Source organism: Bradyrhizobium sp. CIAT3101 (genome assembly GCF_029714945.1).
GTDB lineage: Bacteria > Pseudomonadota > Alphaproteobacteria > Rhizobiales > Xanthobacteraceae > Bradyrhizobium.
Genome location: NZ_CP121634.1, coordinates 1,166,090 through 1,188,883, shown reverse-complemented (window position 1 = coordinate 1,188,883; position 22,794 = coordinate 1,166,090). Strand labels below are relative to the sequence as shown.

Genomic DNA, 22,794 nt, shown 5'->3' with positions numbered 1-22,794 from the left:
GCGTATCGGGATCCGGCCCGGGATGTTCGGGGCCGGACAGCATAAATCTCGAAAACAACCCCATGCACAGTAGCTGACGTCTCGTCGGAACTGCGAAATTTCGATTTTTGCGAAAACTGTTTGACTCGTCGGGCAAAACACCGGCAGGATAGCACCATGGCAGTGGCGCAACCGGCAGGCGACGATGTCCCATCAACCCATCCCCGTTACGTTTGCGCTCATCGCCCGGATACCCGCGGAGGGCATCTCGGACTTCAGGGCCTACGAGGATGCGGTGCTGCCGCTCCTGCCCGCGTTCAACGGACGTCTGGAGCGTCGGCTTCGAAACTCCGATGGCACGATGGAAATGCACATCGTCAGCTTCGCATCGGAAGCGGATTTTCAAAGTTATCGGAATGACCCTCGGCGGACGGCTCAGGCATGGCTGCTGGAAAGGTCCGCCGCCAGGCTCGAATTGATTCCGATGGCGGACGTCTGACGGGCCAAGCGCAAAGAGACCGCCCTCATCCGATCGCGAAATCAGCCACGGTCTCGGCGCGAATGGCCGTCGCGTCGAATGTCTCGACTGATGTTGTTCGACCAACTGCTCGATGATCGCTTCATGACTGATGACGTCAGCGGATGCACGCCGCGCAACGCCCGTAGATGTACGGGACGCGCGTCGAGCGGTAGCCTTTGCAGATTGCGCCAGTTGCGCGCGAAACGCGATTTGAAGGTGTAACGAAGTCGAAGCGCGCTTCGCGGCTGAAAATTAGTTTTGCCTCATAATCGTAATGACTCCGACGCAAAAAAAGAAAATAGGCTGCTTCAACAAGAATAATTAGTGGGAGGAGTACATGGATACTGCGGGTCGCCTGCGCGCGATGGCAGTGCTGTGCCGTCAGACAGCCGCGCGTCATCCTGATCGAAGTTGGAAACTGCTCGCCGAAGCCGAGTTTTGGGAGCATTTGGCCAATGATGCGGCGCGCGATCATGTCGACCAATGCTCGATTTGCTCACCGCTTCCTGAGGAGCGCAGTATTGCACGACCAGCTGCGGCCCCTGTGGAGTGACTGGGAAACAAAATAATTTGTTAGTGTCTGTGTGCGTAACTTGATGAGTGCCGCCCACCGCCGATTGCGGCACATTGGAATGGGAATGCCGGCCCCGGCTGTTACCCCATCCTGCGGCTGGGGCCGTTTGAACTTTCACAGCATCGTTCAACCCGGTCCACAACCATGATGAGAGGCATCGCCATAGCGCTATTCGGGATTGGGTTCCTCTCCCAGCTCGATCAAGCATTCCTCTATGGTCGCAATACCGACGCCGCGCTCCGGCTCATGCGGGACATCAGCAGAGGTTTTGGACTGTAGGACATCGTCTGATGCCCTCGTTGATCGGGCAGTGCTCCGCCAGGCCGCTACTTCTTCAATAATATGTCTTTCGCTCGCGCCATTCGCCTGACTGATCCGGCGTGACGGCCCAATTCCGCGGCTATCTTCGATGCGCCAACGCCCCGCCGGGCCAGCGCGATCAACCGCCGAATCTCCTGCTCGGTCCATTGCTTTGGCTTTGGTGTTTTCATGGTGCGACCCCACGAGCCCCACCACTTAACGGCTGCGGCTGGGGGCCGGCACTTGGGAATTTTACGGGTGGCGCGCCCGGGACGGCCACGAAGCCGCAGTGAGTTGGTTAGTCAGGTCTGCTTGGGGCACAGCTGACTTCCGCACCGACTTGAGCTGGTCGGCTTATCTCCCGAAGACGGACATAGATCGCGATTCTCATCTAAGCCGACTCTCTGCACCCCAAAAAATTCGTCAGCCGTCCAGTAACGTCAACGCCTCGCGCACGCGGTCGATGACGCTGTCGTAGTCACGGCCCTCTGTTTGCCTGAACAGGCGGACGGTGGGGTACCAGGGACTGTCGTCCCGACCGAGCAGCCATCGGTAGTCGGGAACGTAGGGAAGAAGGATCCACGTCGGGCACCCGAGCGCTGCAGCCAGATGTGCGACACTTGTGTCAACGGCAATGACGAGATCGAGCGCCGAAATCAGCGCGGCCGTATCAGAGAAATCAGCGAGGTCGCCGGTGAGATCGACGACATCCGGTCGTTGATCGAGAACCTGCTTGTCGAGCGGCCTTGGGTCCTTCTGCAGGCTGACGAACTGTGCGTCGACATCCATCAGGCGGCTGAAGACGCTGAGAGGCACGGAGCGGTTGCGGTCGTTCCAGTGCCGTGGATTTCCGGACCAGACCAATCCGATCCTGCGTCGATCGCGCCGCCCAAGACGCGTTTCCCAATCCGCGATCCGATCTGGCGAAACGGCCGGCAAGTATGAGCGCGCCGAGGGAATCGTGTTGAGCGTGGTTCCGAAGATCAGTGGCAGGCTGTCGAGCGCACAGTGAAAATCGAAGGCGGGCAGGACGGAATCGTCTCGCTTGAGAACGCATTGGACCAATCCGTCCATGCCCGAAAAGAGTGACGCCAGGGACTCCTCGACCAACAGGACAACGCGAGCACCTTGCGCGGCAAGGAAGGGAATATAGCGGACAAACTGAATCGTATCGCCCAGCCCTTCATCAGCACAGACAAGCACGGTCTTGCCGGCAATACTCTCATCGCCGAGCCATCGCGGGGAACCCAACTGAGGATAGCCGCGAGACAGATGCGGGATCTCCCATCGGGCTTCGCGCCCCCGCCAGCCCTTTTCGAATTCCCCAGTCAGCAGCTGGAGCAGCGCGAGGTTCCATTCCGTGACAGCCAATTCGGGGGCGATCGCCAGCGAACGTTCATATTCCGTCCTGGCCTGGTCGAGGCGGCGAAGCTCGACAAGAGATGCCGCCCTGTTGGTGATGGTTCGTGCAATGTGCGGCGCCATCGCCAGCGCCCGGTCGAACGACAAGACAGCCTGATCGTGCTGACCGAGCGCCTGCAGGACGTTGCCGAGGTTGCCATGGGTATCCGCGTTGGTCGGATCAAGCTCGATGGCGCGCATGTTGTCCGCGCGCGCCTCGTCCAGCCTTTTCAGGCTCTTCAACGCCAATGCCCGCATGTGGAACGACGGAGCATGATCGGGCTTCGCTTGGATGCTGCGATCGAGAAAAGTGAGAGCGTCGTCGAATTGCTCCAGCCCGTGTAGCAGGTGGCCGGCCTTGTAAGCCGCCTCCCACAGATGTCCATCGAGCTCAAATGCGTGCTTGAAGCAAAGCAGTGCGTCAGAGGATCTGGTCGCGTCGATCAGGAGGTTGCCCATGAGCGACCAAAGCGAGGCGTCGCCTGGCGCCAATTGAACAGCCTTGTCGGCCACCTGCAGGGCCTGTTCGATCCGCCCTTGCTTGGCCAACGCTGTCGCCAAGTTCGCCAGATAGCGTGGGCGAGGTTCGCTTCGAACCGCCTGCGAAAACCACTCGACCGCCTGCCCGAAATGACCTGCGCTGAAAAAGACCTCGCCCATGAGATGCAGGATCTCGGCCTTGTCCACGCCAGACGCCGACAGGGCCTGCTCACAAAGGCGCTGCGCATCAAGGTGGCGCCCCTCCTTGAGATAGGCGGAGACTGACTCTCGAAGATTGGCCTCTCTCAGGTTCTTGGCTGGCTGTGCCTTGTTCCGCTTTTGGCCGCGGTTCCCGGGAGACATTCCAAATTCCAAGTCCAGACAACAGGTCTCTCTACCTCTAGATGATTCGTCGTCACGGCGGCCAAAAAACCTCGCTCATTGGTTGCGACCAAAAAATACTCCAAGGCGCGGTCGGAACCAACTCCGCTAAAAGCTGATGAGTGGTCGGCTATGGGTCAAAATGCGAAAACTCGGGTTGAGCAAATGCGGTCCGCCCTGCCGCGACGAGCGGACCTCAGTCAGATGAGACGCAACTCCGCAGATGGGCCAATTTCGGAAGTGAGCACTTTCATTCGATCACCTCGTCTGCGCGAGCGACCAGCGAAGGTGGGATGTCGATTCCAAACGTTTTTGCAGTTTTGAGATTGATGAAAAGTTCAAACTTGGTTGGTTGTTCAACCGGCAAGTCAGCAGGCTTCGCGCCTTTAAGTATCTTATCAACATAGGCGACGCAGCGCCGGTTGAAGTCCATAATGTCCGCTCCATAGGATATGAACCCACCGAGTTGTACAAACTCTTTTCCCATAGCCACTATAGGCAACCGACGCGGTGTCGCGAGGTCGACAATGCGTTTTCGTTGATTGAAAAGCATCGGGCTCGGAAATATGAGAATGGCATCCGCACGTTCTCCAATGATCGTTGAAAATGCGAGATCCAAATCGTCGGGGGCGTGCACAGCAACAAGTCGGAGCTGCACTCCCAGGGTTAGTGCCGCCTCTTTTGCTTCCGCCATCATGTCATTCATCGTGCGCTCGCCATAGGCGCCGGGATGCCAAAGAGCGGCCACCCGCGAGGCCGTGGGTAGCGCTTCCTTGAGCAGTGCTAAGCGCTTGGGCACAAGCTGCGGGCCGAGGAAGGTCAACCCAGTGATGTTGCCCCCCGGTCGAGCGAGGCTGGCCACCAGCCCATCCCCCACAGGATCGCCCATAACCGGCACGACAATGGGAATTGTGGTGGTCGCTTGCTGTGCGGCCCGCGCGGCGGGCGTATTCGAAGCGACGATGAGATCCACGTTAAGTCGGACCAGTTCAATCGCCAGAGCCGGAAACCGTTCGACCTTCAGGCCTGCAGCTCGAGTCTCTACGAGCACGTTCTGACCATCGATATAACCAAATTCGCGTAGTCCTTGGTCGAAGGCTTTGAGGGCTGCGCGCGCCTCGGGAGATTCGATCGCACCCGTCACCATGAGGCCAATTCGAGGTATTTTCTTGGGTTGCTGCGCCCGCACCCCAAGCGGCCATGCTGCCGCTCCGCCAATAACACCAAGAAGTTCTCGCCGCTTCATGGGTCTCGCTCATAAACCGTGGCAAATCGTCATTGCCCGACTTGCTGAAGCACCGCGAACCACAGCGCGAGCGGTTCTCTGAGCGCTCCCGGCTCGGACGGCTTCTGACGAACGGCAGTGTGCACCATCACAAGCTTCGAGACGGGATCGACCAGGATGACCTGACCGCGTATGCCAAGCAGAGCAAATCTGCGCTGCTCGCCAGGGAGGAGCCACACCTGATAGCCATAGCCGAAATAGGGTGTGGCCACGCTCGGAGCAAGATAGCCGTCGCTCGGCCTGACGGTCGTGGCATCCAACAACCACTGCCGGGGGATCAGCTGACGACCTTCCCAAGCGCCGTCGTGTGCAAGCAGCCGGCCCAGGCGCGCATAGTCGCGCAAGGTCGCGTTGAAGCAGCAAAACGCGATCTCCTGGCCGCTGCCATCTATCGCCCATGAAGCATCCGCTTCGGTGCCGATGGCATCCCAGATCCGATCGTGGAGATAGTCGGCAACCGGCGTGCCCGTGGCGGAGCGCAGGACCAGGCCCAGGATCTCGGTTTCCACGCTTGCGTAGTGCCATCTGGTCCCCGGCGGCGCGATTCGGGTATTGAATTGCGCAATGACGGCGGCAGGATCTTTTGTCTCTTCAACGAACAACGCTCGCCCAAGCCGGGCTATATCGTCGTGCCCGTCATAGACTTCCGAAAACTCGACGCCCGACGACATATTCAGCAAGGCTCGGATGGATGTGTTTCCATATTCCGTTCCCGAGAGGCCAGGGACATAAGTTGAGGTAAGGTCGTCGATCGACTTGATCCGTCCCTCCGAGACCGCGATGCCGACCAGCATCGACACCAGCGTCTTGGCCATCGATTGCGAAAGAAGGCGGTCGTGATCGGTCCGCGAATATTGATAGTGCTCGTACAGGATGGTGTCGTCCCTGGCGATCAGGAGCCCTGTCACCGGGTTTCGCTTGAGGTAATCCCCGATGCTCAGCCGCTCGGTGCCAAAACTGTAGGCGATTGATGGCTCTGATGCGCGCTTGAATTGCCAGGGTACCGCCGCGCGACTGATCCGGCGAGAGGGGTAAATCTCGTCGAAGTGGCTGTAGGCTCCGACGAGCTTGTCAAGCTGTGTGGTGGTCGCCCGCGTGCCCTTTGGATAGCCGGACGCCGCGCCGTAGATATCAGCATCGGGGCCGCTATTTGAAAAAGCCGGTGCCGCCGCGCCGGAAGAGCTTTGGACGTCCTCTGCGCATGCCAAGGGCGTCCAGACCGCGGAGACAACGATCACGGGCAAGAAAAGCCTGCAGCAACCGCGCGGCGTGCAGAGCGCTCCCCAGTTCACTGGACTTAGCCTCCTCAAACGTTCTTGCGTACGCATTTACCAGAACGACTTTGCAGGCATGTAAGGAGAGCATGCTATCACCACGGCTAGACGGTGTCAGCATGGTGCACGTAGGATGGGTTGAGCCGTTGCGAAACCCATCGTCTAAACAGACGGGCGCACTAGCTCGACCCGATCGTGAAGGAAGTTTGATGGGTTTCGCTTCGCTCTACCCATCCTACAAGCTGCACCACTTAACGACTGCGGTCAGGGGCCGGCACTTGGGAGTTTGACGGGTGGCGCGCCCGGGTCGATATCCGCGTCCGGCCCCAGAGCTGCTATCCGCCGCCTCGCACAAGAAAAACCGCCGACGGCTCCACCTCGACAAGGAATTGCTCCCTGGCGAGGCTTGGCACTCCAATCCAGGTTGTGCACGGCGGGTTATCGCCGAACACCGATTTGAGAGCAGCGCTGATTGCCTCGCCCTCGTGCATGTGGCTTTGCTTGATGTAGAGCCGCAACGCACCGACCTGATCGAGGGTCGCACCAACCGCCCCCAGTGCAACGCTGAGGTTTTCGAGACTCTTGCTGAGTTGACGACCGATGTCGCCGGCTCCAATGACGTTCTGATCTGCGTCCCAGGCCACCTGGCCGGACACATGCACGATATCGCCGAACGGTGTGGGGACAGTAGCGACCTGCGCGAAGCCATATCGCGAGCTATCGAAGATTCCGGTGGGAATATGCATCGTTCGGCTCATGAGAGCTCCCTTGGCCAGAGCGCCAGTCAGCGGCGCCACGACAGTAGAGCAGAAAGCCGGCAATGGGAAAATCGACCTATCGAGCCTCCACCGACATTGCCCTCACCCGATCGCAAAATCCGCCGCCGTCTCCGCGTGAATGGCCGTCGTGTCGAACGTCTCGACCGACGTATCGGCGGCCCCCACCAGCATCGTGATCTCGGTGCAGCCGAGGATGATGCACTCGGCGCCGCGCGCCACCAGCGCGGCCATCACGTCCTGATAGCGGCGACGCGAGGGCGCTGCGACGACGCCGAGACATAGCTCGTCGTAGATGATGCGGTTCACGTCGGCGCGCTCGTCGGCAGACGGAATCAGAACATCGAGATCATGCGCACGCAGACGGTCGGTGTAGAAATCTTCCTCCATCGTGAACTTTGTCCCGAGCAGGCCGACCCGCCGATATCCCTTGGCCCGAATGCGTTGCGCCGTTGCGTCGCCGATGTGAATGAAGGGTATGGTCAGCTGCGCGGTGAGTTCGGGCGCCAGCTTGTGCATCGTGTTGGTGCACAGAATGATTGCACCGGCGCCCGCGCCTTCGAGCCGCCTGGCCACGTCCGCAAGGCTTGCCGCCGCATAGGCCCAGCGGCCGGAATATTGCATCTCCTTGATCTCCTGGAAGTCGTAGGAATACAGCAGCAGCGGCGCCGAATGCAGCTTGCCCATGCGATCGCGGACGCGTTCGTTGATGAGCTTGTAATAGAGCGCGGTGCTCTCCCAGCTCATGCCGCCGATCAGGCCGATGGTTCGCATCTTGGCGTCTCCGAAACGTAGCGCGATCGGATCGTAGACGAAGAGATCGCGGCATGTCACATCATGAAATGAGTAAGTGAACAGTCCCGGTTCACCTCTCCCCAGCGGGGAGAGGTCGGATTGCGCAGCAATCCGGGTGAGGGGCCGCAACGTACGGTGAGACCGTAAGCCCTCACCCGGCTCGCATCTTTCGATGCGATCCGACCTCTCCCTACGGGAGAGGTAATTCGGGTTCCGGGCGCGCATCGAGTCAATCAGAACCCATCCGCTTTGGATCAAGCACCACCGCTTCAGTTGAACCCGATCCGGCCTCGGCGACACTATCTCCTGCAGGGTAAGCGGCTTCGCCCGTCCGCGGGCGATACGGGGAGTGTCTCGCATGCGACAGCGAAACTGGCGATTGATTGCGGTGGGCACCGTGCTGCTGGTGCTGGCCGTGCTGTTCTTCCTGTCGATGCGCGACATGACGCTGTGGTCCAATGATCCTGTCGCCCTGATGCGCACGGTCGGAGAGGTCTCCGGCGTCGTCGGCGGCATCAGCCTCGTCATGATCGTGTTCGGCCTGATCGGCAGGAAGGCGCCGGTTTGACGCGACGCCGGCCGGAAGGCTCGGTCACGGCGGCATCACGCCTCCGCTACGAGCGGAATAACGGGTCTCCGACGCAAATCTGAATGTCAGAACCGCGCATTGCGCGCGGAATGGCATCTGGAGGCCGCGATGATCACCTCAAAACTGTTGGTTGCGCTCGTCCTCGCATCGACGATCGGCGCCGCGTCTGCGCAATCGTTCCATCCATCGGTGGCCGGAAAGGAAACGACCACAAGACCCTGGACAGCGCCGGTCGGCCATCGCCAGCCGCACGCCGCCGATATCCCGGCAACGACGATGGGTCCCTTGGATTTCCTCGATCAGGAGGATGCCAATGTCGACCGCAAGATCAGCGGCATTTGCCGGGGTTGCTGAATGCGTTGCTCCCAACGCCTGCACGGCCGAACAGGAGCTGGCGTTAACGACGTTTAACGGTTCCAGCCCGAACGGAAATCGCTTCGAGGTTTCTTAAAATTTGCTGGGTACCTCTTCCGGGCATCGTGATCCGGAGAGAAATATGGCGAAGCGGGCCAAGCGTGGAAAGGCGGAGACGCTCGCAGTACCAATGGCCGCGAGAGTTGCCATTGGCGCTGTGGCCGTCGCCGCGCTGGGGTACGGCTTGCTGTCTCACCCAGAGACAGTTCAACCGACGCGGAAGTCGTCCGTGCACGAGGCCCAGGCATCGTCATCTGCGGTTTACGTGGCAACTCCGGCTCATGTCTCAGCGCCAACGCCGGCTCCGGTGCCCGCCCCGGCTCCGGCCCCTCTGGTCGAACCGCCAAAAGCCGCCGATGGTCCCGGAGCATTTGTCCGGCAGGTGGTTGACTACGCCAGTCACCAGACGCCGGGCACCGTGATCATCGATACCAAGAACACGTTCCTCTATCTCGTTCTGAACGACGGCCAAGCGATGCGCTACGGCATCGGCGTCGGCCGCGAAGGTTTCACATGGTCCGGCGAGCAGACCGTGGCCCGCAAGACCGAATGGCCGGATTGGCGTCCGCCTACAGAGATGCTCGTGCGTCAGCCCTATCTGCCGCGGTTCATGGCAGGCGGTCCCACCAACCCGCTCGGCGCCCGGGCGATGTATCTCGGCGAGACCGAGTATCGAATTCACGGCACCAACAAGCCCGATACGATCGGCAAGCGGGTCTCGTCCGGCTGTATCCGCCTGACCAACGACGACGTCACGGACCTCTACGAACGGGTGAAGGTCGGCGCGAAAGTGATCGTGCTTCCACCAGCTGCTGCCCGCGCGACGCCCGACGCCGCGGTCCGGTCGCCTGATCCGGCATCGCCGTCGAAGCGGCCCTCGGCAGCCAATGCGCAGATGCTGTCATCCGGACCGAAGATCGCCGAGGCGCAGTAGCGCTGTCCTCGAGGGGGAAAGGCTTACTTCGAGATCCGCCGATAGAGCATCAGATCCACGCCTCTCGCGTCAGTCGATAAAGGACTTGCCGCCGCAAGGGATCACCTTCCGGGATACGGGGATGGTCAAAATCCGCTGCACTGTCGTGGGACATCCCGAGCTTCGCCATCAGGCGCCTTGATCGAATGTTTCGGATGCCCGCATGTGCTACGATCTCTGCGAGATGAAGCTCGTCGAAACCGAATTGAACCGACGCTCGCGCAGCCTCGACGGCAAATCCCTGCCCCCAGAACGGCCTCGCCAGCCGCCAGCCGACTTCGACAGCCGGCGTGAAGCTCGCGACAAAGCCGATGCGCAATAATCCGACAGCCCCCATGAATGCGCCGGATGCTCTCGATTCCACGGCCCACATGCAGAAGCCGTGAGAGGACTGATGGCTGATCTGGAAATCGATCCAGGCGTCAGATGCCTCCCGCGTCGCGAGTGGACGGAGATATTCCATGACGGCTGCATCCTGAGACATCTGCGCGAAGGGCAGCCTGTCTGAATCCCTCCATGGCCTAAGCAGCAGCCTTTGCGTCAACACTTGCATCCGCCTTCGCCTCAATGGAGATCACCCAATTGTGGCGCAGCTTCATGAAATTGCAACCGGCCTCGGCCGCACTTATAGATGAGCGCGGGAGCTTGACGATTGGCCAGCTGGTAGCGAGATGACCAGCGACAGAACCATTGTCGACACCGCCTTTTGACCCCCGCCAGATCCCGCAAGGGAGCCGACGGCGTCCGCCGGCTTCCCCGTCTCTTGCCCCATACGCGCCCTACGACGCCTTCTTCGCTTCCACGTATCGTTTAAAGCTGTCGAGGATCGCCTGCCAGCCGCCCTGCTGCTGCTCGACCGAGTGCGTCTGCTCGGCATCGAAGGCGACGCGGACGACGACGCCCTTGGCGCCGGGCACGAACTCGACCTCGGCCTTGCGATCGCCGAACGCGTATTCGATCCGCTTGTGCTCGACGATCTTCGTGTAGGTGCCGGCGAAGTCGAAGCCCATGCTGCCGTCCTTGGCCTCCATGCGCGACGAGAACAGGCCGCCTTCGCGCAGGTCGACCGTCGCCTTGGTCGTGTGCCAGTCGTCCGACGCGGCGTTCCACTTCACGATGTCGGCAGGCGTCGTATAGGCACGCCAGACCTGATCGATGGGGGCGGCGACGCTGGTTTCGACGGTGATCCTCATGGGTATTGCTCCAGTTCGATTTTGACGGCTCGAGATGACGACGTCACGTAGGGGGTCTGTACAGGACGCCCGAGACGTGTCCACCCAAGGACGGTCGAGACCAGTCGATGCCGACATGGCCCGACCGTCAATGCGACAAAAAAATGCGACAGAGAAGATGTTGCCGAAAAGGCGCGTGCCGCCGCCGGCTTTCGGTCGGCGCCTCAGCAGACCTTCTGGAAACGCGCGCGCCAGCGCGATGCGCTGGTCGGCGGCAGCACGTAGCTCTTGCCCTCGGCCGAGATCGTCAGGGGTTGCCCAGAGGCCAGAAGATCGAGGACGCGAGTTTCCAACTCCCCCCATTTGCCTTCGGCAAGTTCGGGATGGCCGAGGTCCGCCTGGTTGAACATCGCGGTGTTCGGCGGGAAGGACTCGGGGCCGGCGTAGGTGAAGCCGGCGAAATCCATCTGCGTCTTGCCGTTGCCGATCGTGATCGTGGCCGCGGTGTGCTCCTGCTGCGGCGCTTCGCCCGGATAGACCGCATCCAGTTCGTAATGCGTCCCGCAGCCGAAGCGAAACACCGTCTTGCGGTTCGTGTCGAAAAAGGTGAGCCAGGGCCGATCGTAGCGGTCCATCTCGAGCGTCCAGGCGCCGCGCCACATGTCCTTCGGCGGGCCGCCGGCCGCTATTGCCGCAGACAATCCGAGCCACGACAGCGCGACAACGATTCCGAGCAGCCTTGCGTGCGTCGCCATGACAAGCTCCCAACGCGATCCGCGATGATCCTTACACGAAAGCGGATCGACCGGCCGGTTCAGATCGCGCCCGTCTTGCCGCGGATGGCCATCGACCGCTTGATGACCTCCCGGGCATCGGCGTAGCGCCCCTGATCCTTGTAGAGACCGGCCAGGTTCTCCAGGACATCGGCGAGATCCGGATGGTTCGGGCCGAGCGTCCTCTCCATGGTGGCCACCGACTGCTTGAACAGCCGTTCGGCATCGGCGTTGCGTCCCTGACGCGCGTAGAGCGCGGCCAGATTGTTCAGCGCCTGCGCGACGTCGGGATGGTCGGGTCCGTACGCCTTCGTGGTCACCGCCATGGCGCGCTTGAGCAGCCGCTCGGCATCGGCATAACGGTGACGATTGATGTAGGCGTCGGCGAGGTTGCTCATCAGCACCGTGGCTTCGGGGTCGTCGGGACCGTTGGCCTTCTCGAGGACGGCGAGCCCGCGCTTGAACAGCGGCACGGCCTCGTCGTATCGTCGCTGACCGCTGTAGACGGCGGCGAGATTGCTCAACGGCAGCACGATCGACGGATCGTCGGGGCCGACCGTCTTCTCGTCAATGGCGATGGACCGCTTGAGAAGCGGTTCAGCGTCCGCGTAACGCCCTTCCGCGCGGTAGAGGTCGCCCAGATTGTTCAGCACCATCGCGACTTCCGGATGCGCCGGACCGAGCGTCTTCTCCCTGATCGCAAGTGCACGCTTGTACAGCGGCTCGGCGACCGCGTACTGGCCGAGATTGTAGTGGATCGTGCCGAGATCGTTCAGCGGCATCGCGACGTTGGCGTCATCGGCGCCGAACTCCTTCTCGCGCAGGGCCAGCGCCTTCTGGGCGAGCGGCAGCGCTTCGATGTACTTGCCGGCCCGATAGAGCTCTTTCATCTGCAGGGTGAGCGTGCCCGCGTCATCCTCTCCCGCCCGGGACGGCGCATTGAGCGACAAGGTCAACGCGAGCGCGGTCATCGCGACACGGATCGATGCTTTCAGGGCCTTCATCGCGCGTTCCTTCGTCGCGGTTCTCGGGGCATACGCGCTTTTGGTGCGCCCGGGGGCCGGACAGGTTCAATGCGGATGGGTTACCGGAGCGAGCCCGGCAGGGCGGCGTCCCTTGCGGTGTTCGCCTTACGGTCCACTGCTGCGATCAGGTGAAGAAGCCGCCCAGCCGGTCAATGACGAGCTCCGGCGCCTCCTCGGGCAGATAATGTCCGCAAGGGAGGCTTTCGCCGCTCACATCGACGGCCTTTTCGCGCCAGGTTGCGCGCACGTCGTAGGTCGATCCGACGACGCCTTTTTCGCCCCAGAGCACCAGCAGGGGGCAGCCGATCCGCTTGTCCGAATCGGCCGCGTCGTGGAGCAGATCGATGCCCGCGGCCGCGCGGTAATCCTCGCAGACCGCGTGCAGCGTCTCGCGCGTATAGCAGCGGCGGTATTCCTCGAGCGCGACCGGATCGATCGCACCTGGCGTCTTGTTCTGCTTGTTGATGTGCGCCTGCAGATAGAAGTCGAGATTGTTGCCGATCAGGGTTTCCGGAAGCGGCGCGGGCTGGCTCAGGAAGAACCACCACATGTAGCGCATGGCGAAATCCTTGGTCACCTTCGCATACATCGTCGCGGTCGGCGCGATATCGAGCAAGACCGCCTTGGTCACCGCAGCGGGATGATCCAGCAACAACCGGTGCAGCACGCGTCCGCCGCGGTCGTGACCGGCCGCATAAAAATGCTCGAAGCCGAGCGCGCGCATGACCTCGACCTGATCGCGCGCCATCTCGCGCTTGGAATAGTTGATGCTGTCCTTGCCACCGTCCGGCTTGCTGCTATCGCCATAACCCCTGATATCAGTGAGCACGACCGTGAACCGCTCGGCCAGTTTCGGGGCAACCTTGTGCCAGCACACGACCGTCTGGGGATGACCATGGAGAAGCAGCAGCGGCGCGCCCTCGCCCTTCACCAGCGTGTTGATCTCCGCGCCATCGGTCCTGATGCGGCTGCGGCGAAAGCCCGGCAATAGTTTTTCGATCTGGTCGCTGTGCACGGTCGTCGTCTCCTCGGCAAGAGCGGGCAAATCCAGCATCGTCGAACCGATCGCGCCCGTGGTCGCCGCTGCGAGCGACATCAGGCGACGCCGCGTCAGCCTCGGATCAAATGGACGTTCTGCCTGATCATCATCGGACATGTCGCGTTCCCCGGAAGGAATTGGGCCCTTGCGGAGAAGGTGCCGGCCGGATCAGCGAAAATCCAATGTCAGGTCAAAATATCATTATGCACGGCCTGCATAAGCGGCCCCGCCAGCGCAGCGCCGCAATGGCCGCGATCAATTCAGCGACGCCGCCGGCAGGATGTAGTGATCCAGCAGATCCAGCTCGGGTGCGACCATGTTCTTGGATTCCCGGCCCGCGTTGAAGACGACGACCATGTCGAGCGCGGGGATGATGATGGTCTTCTGCGAATTGAAGCCTTTCGCGGCGGCCCATTCGATGGTGCGATCGCCGTCCTGTGAGCGACCGACCCACCATTGGTAGCCGTAGGAATTCGGCTCCGTGGTCTTGATGTGCTCGGCGGTCGATTGATCGACCCAGGAGGCCGAGACGATCTGCTTGCCCTGCCAGGCGCCGCGGTTGAGTACGAGCTGGCCGATCTTCGCCCAGTCGCGCGGCCGCAGGCTCAGCCCGCTCGCCGACGTCGGAAGGCCACTCACCGGGTTCTTGTACCAGGCAACGTCCTTGATGCCGAGCGGCGCGAAGATGTTCTCCTGCGCCAGCACATCGACGCCCTTCCCGGTGATCTTCTTCAGGATGGTGCCGATCAGCTCCGTTTCCGCATTGTTGTACTGGAAGGACACGCCGGGAGCCCGCTCGGCGCCCAATCCCGCCGACATCGTCAGGAGATGGCGGAGCGTGATCCGATCCTTGTCGGATGCGCCCAAGCCCGCATAATCGGGGAGATACGACGAGATCGGCGCGTCCAGATCCCTGATCAGGCCGCGATCCATGGCGATGCCGACCAGCAGCGAGACGACGCTCTTGGTCATGGAATAGCCGTTGTGCCGCGTGGTCGGGTCGTAATTCATCTGATGCGGATAATCATAGTAGCGCTCATAGACGAGCACGCCGTGCCGGATGACGACGATGTCGTCGACATCAGCGAGCTTGCCGCCGCTGATGCCCTGGTCCATCGCGCAGAGCAGCGCCGCGTTCAGCCCCTGCTTGTCCGGCGAGGTCATCGCCCATCCGTCATGGATTTCGTGCGGAATGCCGCAACCGGATGCAGGCGCGGCCGCGACGGGACTTGAAGCAAAAGCACACGCGGCCGCGATGACGCCGATCCATGTCCGCATGTCAGGCTCTCCCCCACCATTGCCAACGACGAGCAACCCAAGGATGCCGTTCTGTGTGTGACCGTTTTGCGGCGTTGCAGGTTTTGCAGGAGCCTTCATTGTAGGCAAATGCCTGAGTGCAACACAGTCCGGCCATTTTACTCCACTAGGTCAACGCCACATTTTGGAGCCGCGTCGATGCGCCGGTTGTATTTGTTTTGCCTCGCTTTGTTTTTTGGCCTGGCCTCGTCCGCGCATGCGGCAGGTCTGCAGCTTCTGGACACCGATCCCACTCTGGCCGGCGCGATCTGGTATCCCTGCGCGGCGGAGCCGCAGCCGGTGCCGCTCGGCAAAGTCTCGATGAATTTCATCACCACCTTGCAGGGCGTGAAGGATTGCCCGGTGTCCGGGAGCAGATTGCCGCTCGCCATCATCGCGCATGGCCGCGGCGGCTGGTTCGGTGGACACGATGATACGGCTCAGGCGCTCGCCGACGCCGGCTTTGTCGTCGCCGCCATCAACTATCCCGGCGACAACGGCGCCGACCGTTCACAGAGCGACAGCCTGTCCATCATCGCCGCGCGTCCGAAAGAGACGATCCGCCTGCTGGACTTCATGCTGAACGAGTGGCGCGATCGCGCGGTGATCGATCCCGAAAAGATCGGCTTCTTTGGCTTTTCCGCCGGCGCCTATACCGGATTGATCCTGGCGGGTGCCAAGCCGGACTATCAAAAGATTGCGGGACTCTGCACCGAGGGCAACAATTCGCCGGGATGCGAGCAGTTTCGTCGTGGCGACATTCCGCCCGAGCCGCAGCACGATCCGCGCATTCGCGCCGCGGTGCTCGCTGACACCGCTTTGAACTTCATGTTCTCTGCGGACGGACTGACCGACGTGCACATTCCCCTGCTGATCTGGCGATCGAAATCGGGGGGCGGTGGCATCGATCCCAAAAATGTGGTGCTGACGGCGAGCAGCCTGCCGGGCAAGCCGGAGGTGCGCGTCATGCCCGCCGGCCACTTCGGATTCCTGGCGCCGTGCACGGAGAAATTCGCCGCCGAACTGCCGCGGCTATGCGCCGATCCGCCGGGCTTCGACAGAACCGCGTTTCATCACGAGCTCAACGCGAGCATCGTGAGCTTCCTTCGCGATCATCTCGCCACCGAGCGGAAACCCTAAAGCCCGCCGGGACACGGCACACACACGCTGGAAAGAGAACGATGGCTTTCGGGATTGCAGGCGCGACTGGATTGGTGATCGCCTATCTGCTCGGCTCGATACCCTCGGGCTATCTGGCGGGGAAGCTCCTCAGGGGCATCGACATTCGCGAGCACGGCTCCAGGTCCACCGGCGCCACGAATGTGTTGCGCACCCTCGGCAAATGGCCTGCGCTCGCGGTGCTGATCGCCGATGTGCTGAAGGGCGCGGCTGCCATCGTCGTTGCGCGCTGGTTCTGCCCCTGGCTGGCTGCCGAACTATCGCCGGCACCGCCGGCGGCGACCGATCTGCAGGTCTGGGTGCCATGGGCGGTGTGCCTCGCCGGCATTGCCGCGCTGCTCGGCCATGGCCGCTCGATCTGGCTGAACTTCACGGGCGGCAAATCGGCGGCAACCGGGCTCGGCGTGCTGCTGGCGATGTCGTGGCCGGTGGGACTGGGTGCAGCGGCCGTGTTTGGCGCCGTGCTGGCGCTGGTGCGGATCGTCTCGCTCAGTTCGATGCTCGCGGCTTTGACGGCGATCGTCCTCGTCTGCGGCTTCGAACACCCTCTGCCCTATCGCTTGCTGGTGATCGCAGGCGGCCTCTACGTGATCATCCGCCATCGCGCCAACATTCAACGGCTGCTGGCGGGGACGGAGCCGCGGCTGGGCCAAAGCAGCGTGGACGTGAAAGCGGAAGCGCAGGTCTAATTCACCGCCTGAAGCGCGGCCGTGAAGGTGGCCAGATCGGCGCGCGCCATCTCGTCGGGCGCCCATTTCGGGAGGTCGGCCAGCTCTGCGATCACGCGGGCCCGGTCCTGCGGCAGCAGAAAGCTCGCCCAGACGTCGCGCGTGTCGCGCAGCGCAGCCGCCACCAGCCGCGCGTTGGCGGGCTTGCTGGCGCCCTGGATCGCCGCGCAGACCGTGGTCAGGATGTAGACGGCGCTATTCTTGCGAAAGCCTGTCATTCCTTCCTCGCGGATGCGGGTACGTTGCTCCGGCGGGAGCTCTCTCCAGAACAATTGGCCCGCCTCCGCCTCGCGGGCCATGCCGCGGATCATGAAACTCATCGCCACCGCGTATTGGTCGCCATACTCGGTCATGTTGCGCCCAAGCGCAGCGAAATCGGGCTGCGGCCCCGGCTTCGCGCCGTAAAAGATGAACAGCTTGTGGGTCTGGTTTGCGGTGTCGGTCCAGTCCATCAGCCAGCCCATGTCGCTGCCCTGCACGGGCGGCAGCGCGGCGAGGGCGTCGAGATCAAAGACATGGCCAAGCAGGGCTGCGATCTCCGGCCGGGTCAGATCCGGCCGCTCGCCCTTCTTCGCGACGCCATCGACATAGGCCTTGAAGGCCTTCGCGGCATCGCGCGCGGCGGCCAGATCGCGCGCACCGTCCTGCGCGAATGCGGGCGACGCGAAAGCGAGCAGGATCAGGAGAATTCTGACGATCGGCATGGGAGTTGGTCGTGCGCCACGCCGCCGAGGTTCAGAGCGCCGGCAGCCCTGGCGGCGGCTTGCGCCTATTCGAGGCCTGCTCATAGGCATAGGCCAGTTGCAGCAGCTTGTGCTCGCTCCAGGCACGGCCGGCGAAGCTCACGCCGAGCGGATAGTCCGGCGTCTCCTTGTCGCCGGCCCCGGAGACGAAGCCCGCGGGCACCATGACGCTGGGATAGCCCGCCTTCGCCGAGATCACGCAACCGCTGCTGCCGGGGAACAGCACCGCATCGAGCTTGTGCTGGTTCATGTAGGCATCCATGCCGTGCGTCCTGGCGGCGAGCAGGTCCATCGCGCGCGCGGATTTGTATTCGCGTTCGCTCAGGTCGCCCCTGGTGAGGTCGGCGGCGAGAAACAGATCCTGGCCGAAGCGCAGCGCCTTCTTCGCGTGCGCCGCGTTGAAGGCGATGATATCGGCCACGGTCTTGATGTCGGTATTGGTCGCCCAATCCTCGAGATAGAGATTGAGACCGTATTTCAGCTCGTAGAGGAACACGATCGGCGAGCCGGTCGGATTGCCCTTGTTGATGCTCAACGGATTGCGGTTGAGCACGGCCATGCCCGTGCCCGGCCCGCCGAGCCAGCCACGCGTCGGCATGTTGGCGCGCACGATGACGGCGCCGAGATCCTCGAGCACCTTGATCGCCTCGGTCATCACCTTGGCCCAACCGGGTTGCAGCTTGCCGTAATAGCGATCGTTCAGCGGATCGGCCGGGTCGCCCGGCACGCCGATACGCGCGCCCTTCATGGCGTCGCGCGAGAGGCCTGCGGTGTAATCGGCCGGCCGCCGCTGCCGCTTTGTCGCGGGATCGAGCAGGTCCTGGGCCGCCAGAACATTGAGCAGCAACGCCGCGTCGCGCACCGTGCGCGTCATCGGCCCTGCGGTGTCCTGGCTGTGCGCGATCGGAATGATGCCGGCGCGGCTGATCAGGCCGACGGTCGGCTTCACCGTAACGAGGCCGTTCATGCTTGCAGGATACAGCAGCGAACCCGAGGTCTCGGTGCCGATCGAGGCCGCGCACAGGCCGGCCGCGACGGCGACCGCCGACCCCGAGCTCGAGCCACCAGGGACCACGACCGGGATGTCGTGTTCTCCCATCAGCGCCGGCGCATAGGGGTTTTTGACCTGACCGCCCAGCGATGAGTAACCCGCGGGCATCTCGATCGCGATGATGTTGGCGAACTCCGTCAAGTTCGCCTTGCCGAGAATCACCGCGCCGGCCTTCCGCAGCAATTTGACGACGGTGGCGTCGCGCTTCGCGCGTGCGCCCTCCAGCGCCAGCGAGCCCGCCGTCGTCGGCTGCTTGTCGGAGGTCGCGATGTTGTCCTTCACCAGGATCGGCACGCCCGCGAGCGGTCGCCCGGCTGATGGCTTGGTGCCGTCGAACCCGGCTGCGATTGCGGGCGCATCGGGATTGAGGGCGCGGACCGAATTGAGCGCCGGCCCGGCACGGTCGTAGGCTGCGATCCGCGCGCGATAAGCTTTGGTGAGCGCCGTCGCGGTGACCTGCCCGCCTGCCAACGCATCGATGATGTCGCTCATCGGCGCGTCCTCGAGCCTCAGCTCGGGCAGCGCTGCGACGCCTCGGGTCGGCTTCTTCATGATGTGCCTCTACTCGCCTGTCTTGCCGCGCGACTTCTTCGCCTTGTCCACGGACGGGGCGGCTTCAATCAGCGCCTTGAGGAAGGTCAGCACGATGCGCCCGCCGCGATCGTCATCGCCACCGGTCGGAGAGAGTGCGAGCCCGCGGCTCAGCGCGGCAAGGCCGCTCGCGATCTCCGACGGTTCTCCCGGCACTTTCTTGCCGAACAGTTCGAACAGATGCGCGATCATCGTGCCGAGCGCACGACGATGCTTGCGGTTCGACTCGTTATAGACCTTCGCGAATGCGGGGCTCCGCAGCGCGTGCAATTGCAGTTCGATCGCGAGCACGCCGAGATCAGGGTCGGAATTGACTGTCTCCGCCCACGCCTCGATGCCCGCCATGGCCACATCGGCGTCGCCTTGCGCGCGCGCCAAATTCTCCTCGATCCGCGTCCGCTCCTCGGCCTGATGCTGCTGGATCAGTTCGAGCAGTATGGCTTCCTTGTCCGGGAAGTTCGAGTAGATCGCGCCCAGCGAGAAGCCCGCAGCCTCCGCGATGTCGCGGATCGAGGCTGTCGCAAAGCCCTTTTTCACGATTTCCCGGCGGGCGGCCTCGATCAGGAGGCCCCTGGTACGAGCCTGGCTCTCTTCGCGATTCAGTTTCGCCACGCGGACATTCTCTCTCGTCTTTAAATATCACTTGATATTCGAATATCAATTGATATTTGTATTGCATCGATGGTTTCTCAGAGGGCATATAACATGGATCAGAAAAGCCTGGATCGCACGCTGGCGCTGCTCGCCAGTCTCGCAGCGTTGACAGTCGCCGCGATGGTTGCCTCCATCCTCGCGACCCACAGCTCGCAGGACTTTTTCCAGAGCGCACGCGCGATCGACGATTACCGCGCCTTCATTGCCTCGCCGCTTGCGGTCCTGGGGCTTCGGCTCAATCTCGGCCTCGACAATCTCTTCATGGTTTTCTACGGCGCCTTCTTCGTGGCGCTGGCCGCCCGGTTGCGCGGGCTGGTGGATTCGCGGCTGATCGGCGTCGCGCTGGCCGCTGCCATGCTGACACTGCTGCTGGATTCGCTGGAAAATCATCACATCATGACTGTTGTGCACGCGCTCCAGACGGGCCTGCCGGTTTCGGCCGCCGACGGCGAAGTCCAGATGATCGCCTCTCAGGTCAAGTTTCACGCCAGCTATCTCGCGACGTTCCTGTTCTCGCTCGGCTTTCTCCGCCTCGGCAAAATGGGGCGCATCATTGCGATCGTGCTCTGGTGCTACATCCCCTTCGGCATCCTGATCTCGGTCGTGCCGCCCGAGCAGGCCAAGGTTTTGGCATTGGCGCGAACGATCTTCTTTGTCCTCGCCTTCGTGCTGTCGGCCCGCCTTTTCTTCTCGCTGGCCCGGAAAGACGACGCGACGACTGCCGTTGCGACTTGATTGAATTGCGCAGATAGACCACCATCGCGTTTCACCGCTCACGGCAGAATGGGCGAGGAAACGCGGATATGGACGGAACCGTTGAAGTCGATCTCGTCGCGCGGGCGCGGGCCATCGCGCCGCTGATTGCAGGTGAGGCCAACGAGATCGAGCGGACGCGGCGGCTGACGCCTGCCGTCGTCGACGCGCTGATCGAGAACGGGCTCTATCGTGCGCTGCTGCCGCAAGACCTCGGCGGGTCGGAAGCGCCGCCAGACATCTTCATGCAGATGCTGGAGGAGATCGCGAAGGCCGATGCATCCACGGCCTGGTGCCTCGGCCAGTGCAGCGTCTGCGCGATGATCGCGGCCAGCCTCGACCACGGCAGCGCGCACGAGATCTTCAACACCGCGCCCGGCATCCTCGCCTGGGGCGCGGTGGCGCATGAGGCACGCGCGGTCGAGGGCGGCTACCGCGTCACCGCGCGCTGGGATTTCGCCTCGGGCTCGCGGCAGGCGAGCTGGCTTGGCGCGCATGTCCGCATCGCCAATGCCGACGGCACGCCGCGCAAGAATGCCGACGGTTCGCCGGAGATGCGCACCATCCTGTTCCCGCTCGCGAGCGCCGTGATGCACGATGTCTGGCAGGCGATCGGCCTCGCCGGCACCGGAACCGATTCCTACGAGGTGAAGGATCTCTTCGTTCCCGATCGCTTCGCCGTGTTCCGCGACGTGCCGAGCGCGCTGCGCGAGCCGGGCCCACTCTACCGGCTCCCGACCGGTTCGACCTTCAGCCTCGGCTTCGCAGCGGTCTCGCTCGGCGTCGCGCGCGCGACGCTGGATGCGGCGATTGCGCTGGCGCGCGCTAAGCACCAGTCGCTGGCGGCCAGCGCCATGCGCGACAACCAGGCGGTCCAGGGCCTGATCGGCCGTACCGAGGCGGATTTGCGCGCCGCCCGCGCCTATCTCTATGCGACGGCGAATGCAATGTGGCGCGATCTCTCCGCGACGGGCACTTTCAGCCCGGCGCATCGCAGCGCCGTGCGCCTCGCCTCGACCTGGACCATTCAGCAATCGGCAAAAGTGGTCGACACCGCCTATCACATGGCCGGCGCCACCGCCGTATTCCGCAGCAATCCGTTCGAGCGGCGGTTTCGTGACATGCATGCGATCGCCCAGCAGATTCAGGCGCGCGACACGCATTACGAGGATGTCGGCAAGGTGATTTTGTCGTCGCCCGCATCCTGAAGTAGCATATCACAGCAGCGTTGCGGTCGCATGCATCTACAGGAATCGCGACAAAAGGGGGTGATATGCGCCGGCTTCCAACTGTGATCGGTACGGCCCTCTTGACGTTAGTCATGGCGGGCTCCGCCCACGCGGAAAAAATCTATTATCTTCACGACCCCGGCGGCAACACCGCCGCGCACATCTACACCTATACGCACATCAATGCGGAGTATGATCGCGTGGTGATCGACGGTCGCTGCAAGTCGTCCTGCACGACGGTCCTCGGGGTCGTTCCCCTCAACAAGATCTGTATCACCCCGAGCGGTTACTTCATGTTCCACGCCGCGCATCACGGTGACCGCAGCATCAATCCCGGCGAAACTCAGCTGATGATGTCGGCCTATGCGCCCCCGGTACGGGACTGGGTGATGAAGCACCACGCGCTCGAACAGGTGGACCCTTACACGTACCTGTACGCCAGGAATGTAACGTTCATCCGCCAGTGTCGCCGGTAGCCGATGCTTCAGCCTTGAAGCGGACACCCCAACGCCAGGCTACAATCCGTTCGAGCGACGGTTTCGTGACATGCACGCGATCGCCCGGCAGATCCGGGCGCGCGACACGCATTACGAGGATGTCTGCAAGGTGATCCTTGCCGAAAACCGCTAGTCGCCCGCGCGCGACGCCGCGTCGCTTTGTCTCTGCCGATAGCGAACGATCAATCCCTCCATGCGCTTATCGCATTGAGTCATGCAAAAGGGCCGTAGCGAATCCGTGGAAACACGGAGCCCATCCGCTCTTGTTGTTAAGCAATTTCTGGGACCGTTCTGCAAAACCAAGATCAATCTTTGGAATGCCC

At 62.5% G+C, this 22,794-nt stretch carries 24 protein-coding genes; 9 read left to right on the top strand and 15 right to left on the bottom strand.

The window, feature by feature from the left end; translation table 11 throughout:
- Nucleotides 1-184 precede the first annotated feature (184 nt).
- The gene (locus QA645_RS05380; RefSeq protein ID WP_283048708.1) at nucleotides 185-478 is read left to right on the top strand and encodes a hypothetical protein; all 294 of its coding nucleotides are present in this window, start codon (nucleotides 185-187) and stop codon (nucleotides 476-478) included.
- Between the two features lie 136 nt (nucleotides 479-614).
- Here QA645_RS05380 and QA645_RS05375 read toward each other — a convergent pair whose 3' ends face one another.
- The 6 genes from QA645_RS05375 to QA645_RS05350 form a co-directional block, all read right to left on the bottom strand.
- Entirely contained in the window at nucleotides 615-983 is a 369-nt protein-coding gene (locus QA645_RS05375; RefSeq protein ID WP_283048706.1) for a hypothetical protein, read from the bottom strand.
- An 813-nt stretch (nucleotides 984-1,796) separates the two neighbouring features.
- Nucleotides 1,797-3,617 carry a tetratricopeptide repeat-containing glycosyltransferase family protein gene (locus QA645_RS05370; RefSeq protein ID WP_283048705.1) on the bottom strand — a complete coding sequence of 607 codons (1,821 nt, stop codon included), beginning with the start codon at nucleotides 3,615-3,617 and terminating at the stop codon, nucleotides 1,797-1,799.
- A gap of 268 nt (nucleotides 3,618-3,885) precedes the next feature.
- Nucleotides 3,886-4,881, bottom strand: a complete 996-nt coding sequence (locus QA645_RS05365) for an ABC transporter substrate-binding protein (protein WP_283048704.1) — start codon at nucleotides 4,879-4,881, stop codon at nucleotides 3,886-3,888.
- Between the two features lie 29 nt (nucleotides 4,882-4,910).
- A complete protein-coding gene (locus tag QA645_RS05360; RefSeq protein ID WP_283053091.1) occupies nucleotides 4,911-6,158 on the bottom strand; it encodes a serine hydrolase in 1,248 nt (415 codons plus the stop codon).
- Nucleotides 6,159-6,529: 371 nt separating this feature from the next.
- Nucleotides 6,530-6,952 (bottom strand): Rid family hydrolase, encoded by a 423-nt coding sequence (locus QA645_RS05355; protein WP_283048703.1) that lies wholly within the window; start codon nucleotides 6,950-6,952, stop codon nucleotides 6,530-6,532.
- A 102-nt stretch (nucleotides 6,953-7,054) separates the two neighbouring features.
- Complete coding sequence (locus QA645_RS05350; RefSeq protein ID WP_283048701.1) at nucleotides 7,055-7,744, bottom strand: aspartate/glutamate racemase family protein; 690 nt, start codon at nucleotides 7,742-7,744, stop codon at nucleotides 7,055-7,057.
- 379 nt (nucleotides 7,745-8,123) lie between these two features.
- On the opposite strand from QA645_RS05350, the gene QA645_RS05345 reads away from it, so the two are divergent.
- From QA645_RS05345 to QA645_RS05335, 3 genes are all read left to right on the top strand, one after another.
- Nucleotides 8,124-8,333, top strand: coding sequence for a hypothetical protein (locus tag QA645_RS05345; RefSeq protein WP_254127989.1), 210 nt, complete (start codon nucleotides 8,124-8,126; stop codon nucleotides 8,331-8,333).
- 129 nt (nucleotides 8,334-8,462) lie between these two features.
- A complete protein-coding gene (locus QA645_RS05340; protein WP_254127988.1) occupies nucleotides 8,463-8,708 on the top strand; it encodes a hypothetical protein in 246 nt (81 codons plus the stop codon).
- A 142-nt stretch (nucleotides 8,709-8,850) separates the two neighbouring features.
- Nucleotides 8,851-9,702, top strand: a complete 852-nt coding sequence (locus tag QA645_RS05335) for a L,D-transpeptidase (RefSeq protein ID WP_283048697.1) — start codon at nucleotides 8,851-8,853, stop codon at nucleotides 9,700-9,702.
- A gap of 49 nt (nucleotides 9,703-9,751) precedes the next feature.
- Here QA645_RS05335 and QA645_RS05330 read toward each other — a convergent pair whose 3' ends face one another.
- The 6 genes from QA645_RS05330 to QA645_RS05305 form a co-directional block, all read right to left on the bottom strand.
- Nucleotides 9,752-10,294, bottom strand: coding sequence for a GNAT family N-acetyltransferase (locus QA645_RS05330; RefSeq protein ID WP_283048695.1), 543 nt, complete (start codon nucleotides 10,292-10,294; stop codon nucleotides 9,752-9,754).
- A gap of 226 nt (nucleotides 10,295-10,520) precedes the next feature.
- Nucleotides 10,521-10,934, bottom strand: a complete 414-nt coding sequence (locus tag QA645_RS05325) for an SRPBCC family protein (protein ID WP_283048694.1) — start codon at nucleotides 10,932-10,934, stop codon at nucleotides 10,521-10,523.
- A 203-nt stretch (nucleotides 10,935-11,137) separates the two neighbouring features.
- Nucleotides 11,138-11,668 (bottom strand): hypothetical protein, encoded by a 531-nt coding sequence (locus QA645_RS05320; RefSeq protein ID WP_283048693.1) that lies wholly within the window; start codon nucleotides 11,666-11,668, stop codon nucleotides 11,138-11,140.
- A 59-nt stretch (nucleotides 11,669-11,727) separates the two neighbouring features.
- The gene (locus QA645_RS05315; RefSeq protein ID WP_283048691.1) at nucleotides 11,728-12,690 is read right to left on the bottom strand and encodes a tetratricopeptide repeat protein; all 963 of its coding nucleotides are present in this window, start codon (nucleotides 12,688-12,690) and stop codon (nucleotides 11,728-11,730) included.
- 145 nt (nucleotides 12,691-12,835) lie between these two features.
- The gene (locus QA645_RS05310; RefSeq protein WP_349253171.1) at nucleotides 12,836-13,867 is read right to left on the bottom strand and encodes an alpha/beta hydrolase; all 1,032 of its coding nucleotides are present in this window, start codon (nucleotides 13,865-13,867) and stop codon (nucleotides 12,836-12,838) included.
- A 138-nt stretch (nucleotides 13,868-14,005) separates the two neighbouring features.
- Nucleotides 14,006-15,028 (bottom strand): serine hydrolase, encoded by a 1,023-nt coding sequence (locus QA645_RS05305; protein ID WP_283048689.1) that lies wholly within the window; start codon nucleotides 15,026-15,028, stop codon nucleotides 14,006-14,008.
- Between the two features lie 177 nt (nucleotides 15,029-15,205).
- Here QA645_RS05305 and QA645_RS05300 point away from each other — a divergent pair, with 177 nt between their 5' ends.
- Both QA645_RS05300 and plsY read left to right on the top strand, forming a co-directional pair.
- Nucleotides 15,206-16,186 carry a prolyl oligopeptidase family serine peptidase gene (locus tag QA645_RS05300; RefSeq protein WP_283048687.1) on the top strand — a complete coding sequence of 327 codons (981 nt, stop codon included), beginning with the start codon at nucleotides 15,206-15,208 and terminating at the stop codon, nucleotides 16,184-16,186.
- Nucleotides 16,187-16,227: 41 nt separating this feature from the next.
- Nucleotides 16,228-16,914, top strand: a complete 687-nt coding sequence (gene plsY / locus QA645_RS05295; RefSeq protein WP_283048685.1) for a glycerol-3-phosphate 1-O-acyltransferase PlsY — start codon at nucleotides 16,228-16,230, stop codon at nucleotides 16,912-16,914.
- Here the strand turns inward: plsY and QA645_RS05290 are convergent.
- The 3 genes from QA645_RS05290 to QA645_RS05280 are packed head-to-tail and all read right to left on the bottom strand — an operon-like array spanning nucleotide 16,911 to nucleotide 19,950.
- Nucleotides 16,911-17,657, bottom strand: coding sequence for a hypothetical protein (locus QA645_RS05290; RefSeq protein WP_283048684.1), 747 nt, complete (start codon nucleotides 17,655-17,657; stop codon nucleotides 16,911-16,913). The genes plsY and QA645_RS05290 overlap by 4 nt on opposite strands.
- Nucleotides 17,658-17,688: 31 nt before the next feature.
- Entirely contained in the window at nucleotides 17,689-19,299 is a 1,611-nt protein-coding gene (locus tag QA645_RS05285) for an amidase family protein (RefSeq protein WP_283048683.1), read from the bottom strand.
- A 9-nt stretch (nucleotides 19,300-19,308) separates the two neighbouring features.
- On the bottom strand, nucleotides 19,309-19,950 hold the full coding sequence (locus QA645_RS05280; protein ID WP_283048681.1) for a TetR/AcrR family transcriptional regulator: 642 nt from the start codon (nucleotides 19,948-19,950) through the stop codon (nucleotides 19,309-19,311).
- 93 nt (nucleotides 19,951-20,043) lie between these two features.
- Between QA645_RS05280 and QA645_RS05275 the strand changes: the two genes are divergently transcribed.
- The 3 genes from QA645_RS05275 to QA645_RS05265 all read left to right on the top strand — a co-directional run bounded on the left by QA645_RS05275 (nucleotide 20,044) and on the right by QA645_RS05265 (nucleotide 22,450).
- Nucleotides 20,044-20,727 carry a hypothetical protein gene (locus tag QA645_RS05275; protein ID WP_283048679.1) on the top strand — a complete coding sequence of 228 codons (684 nt, stop codon included), beginning with the start codon at nucleotides 20,044-20,046 and terminating at the stop codon, nucleotides 20,725-20,727.
- 68 nt (nucleotides 20,728-20,795) lie between these two features.
- Nucleotides 20,796-21,953 carry an acyl-CoA dehydrogenase family protein gene (locus QA645_RS05270; protein ID WP_283048677.1) on the top strand — a complete coding sequence of 386 codons (1,158 nt, stop codon included), beginning with the start codon at nucleotides 20,796-20,798 and terminating at the stop codon, nucleotides 21,951-21,953.
- Nucleotides 21,954-22,066: 113 nt separating this feature from the next.
- Nucleotides 22,067-22,450: a hypothetical protein gene (locus QA645_RS05265; protein WP_283048675.1), complete on the top strand. Its 384-nt coding sequence runs from the start codon at nucleotides 22,067-22,069 to the stop codon at nucleotides 22,448-22,450.
- The last annotated feature ends 344 nt before the right edge of the window (nucleotides 22,451-22,794 follow it).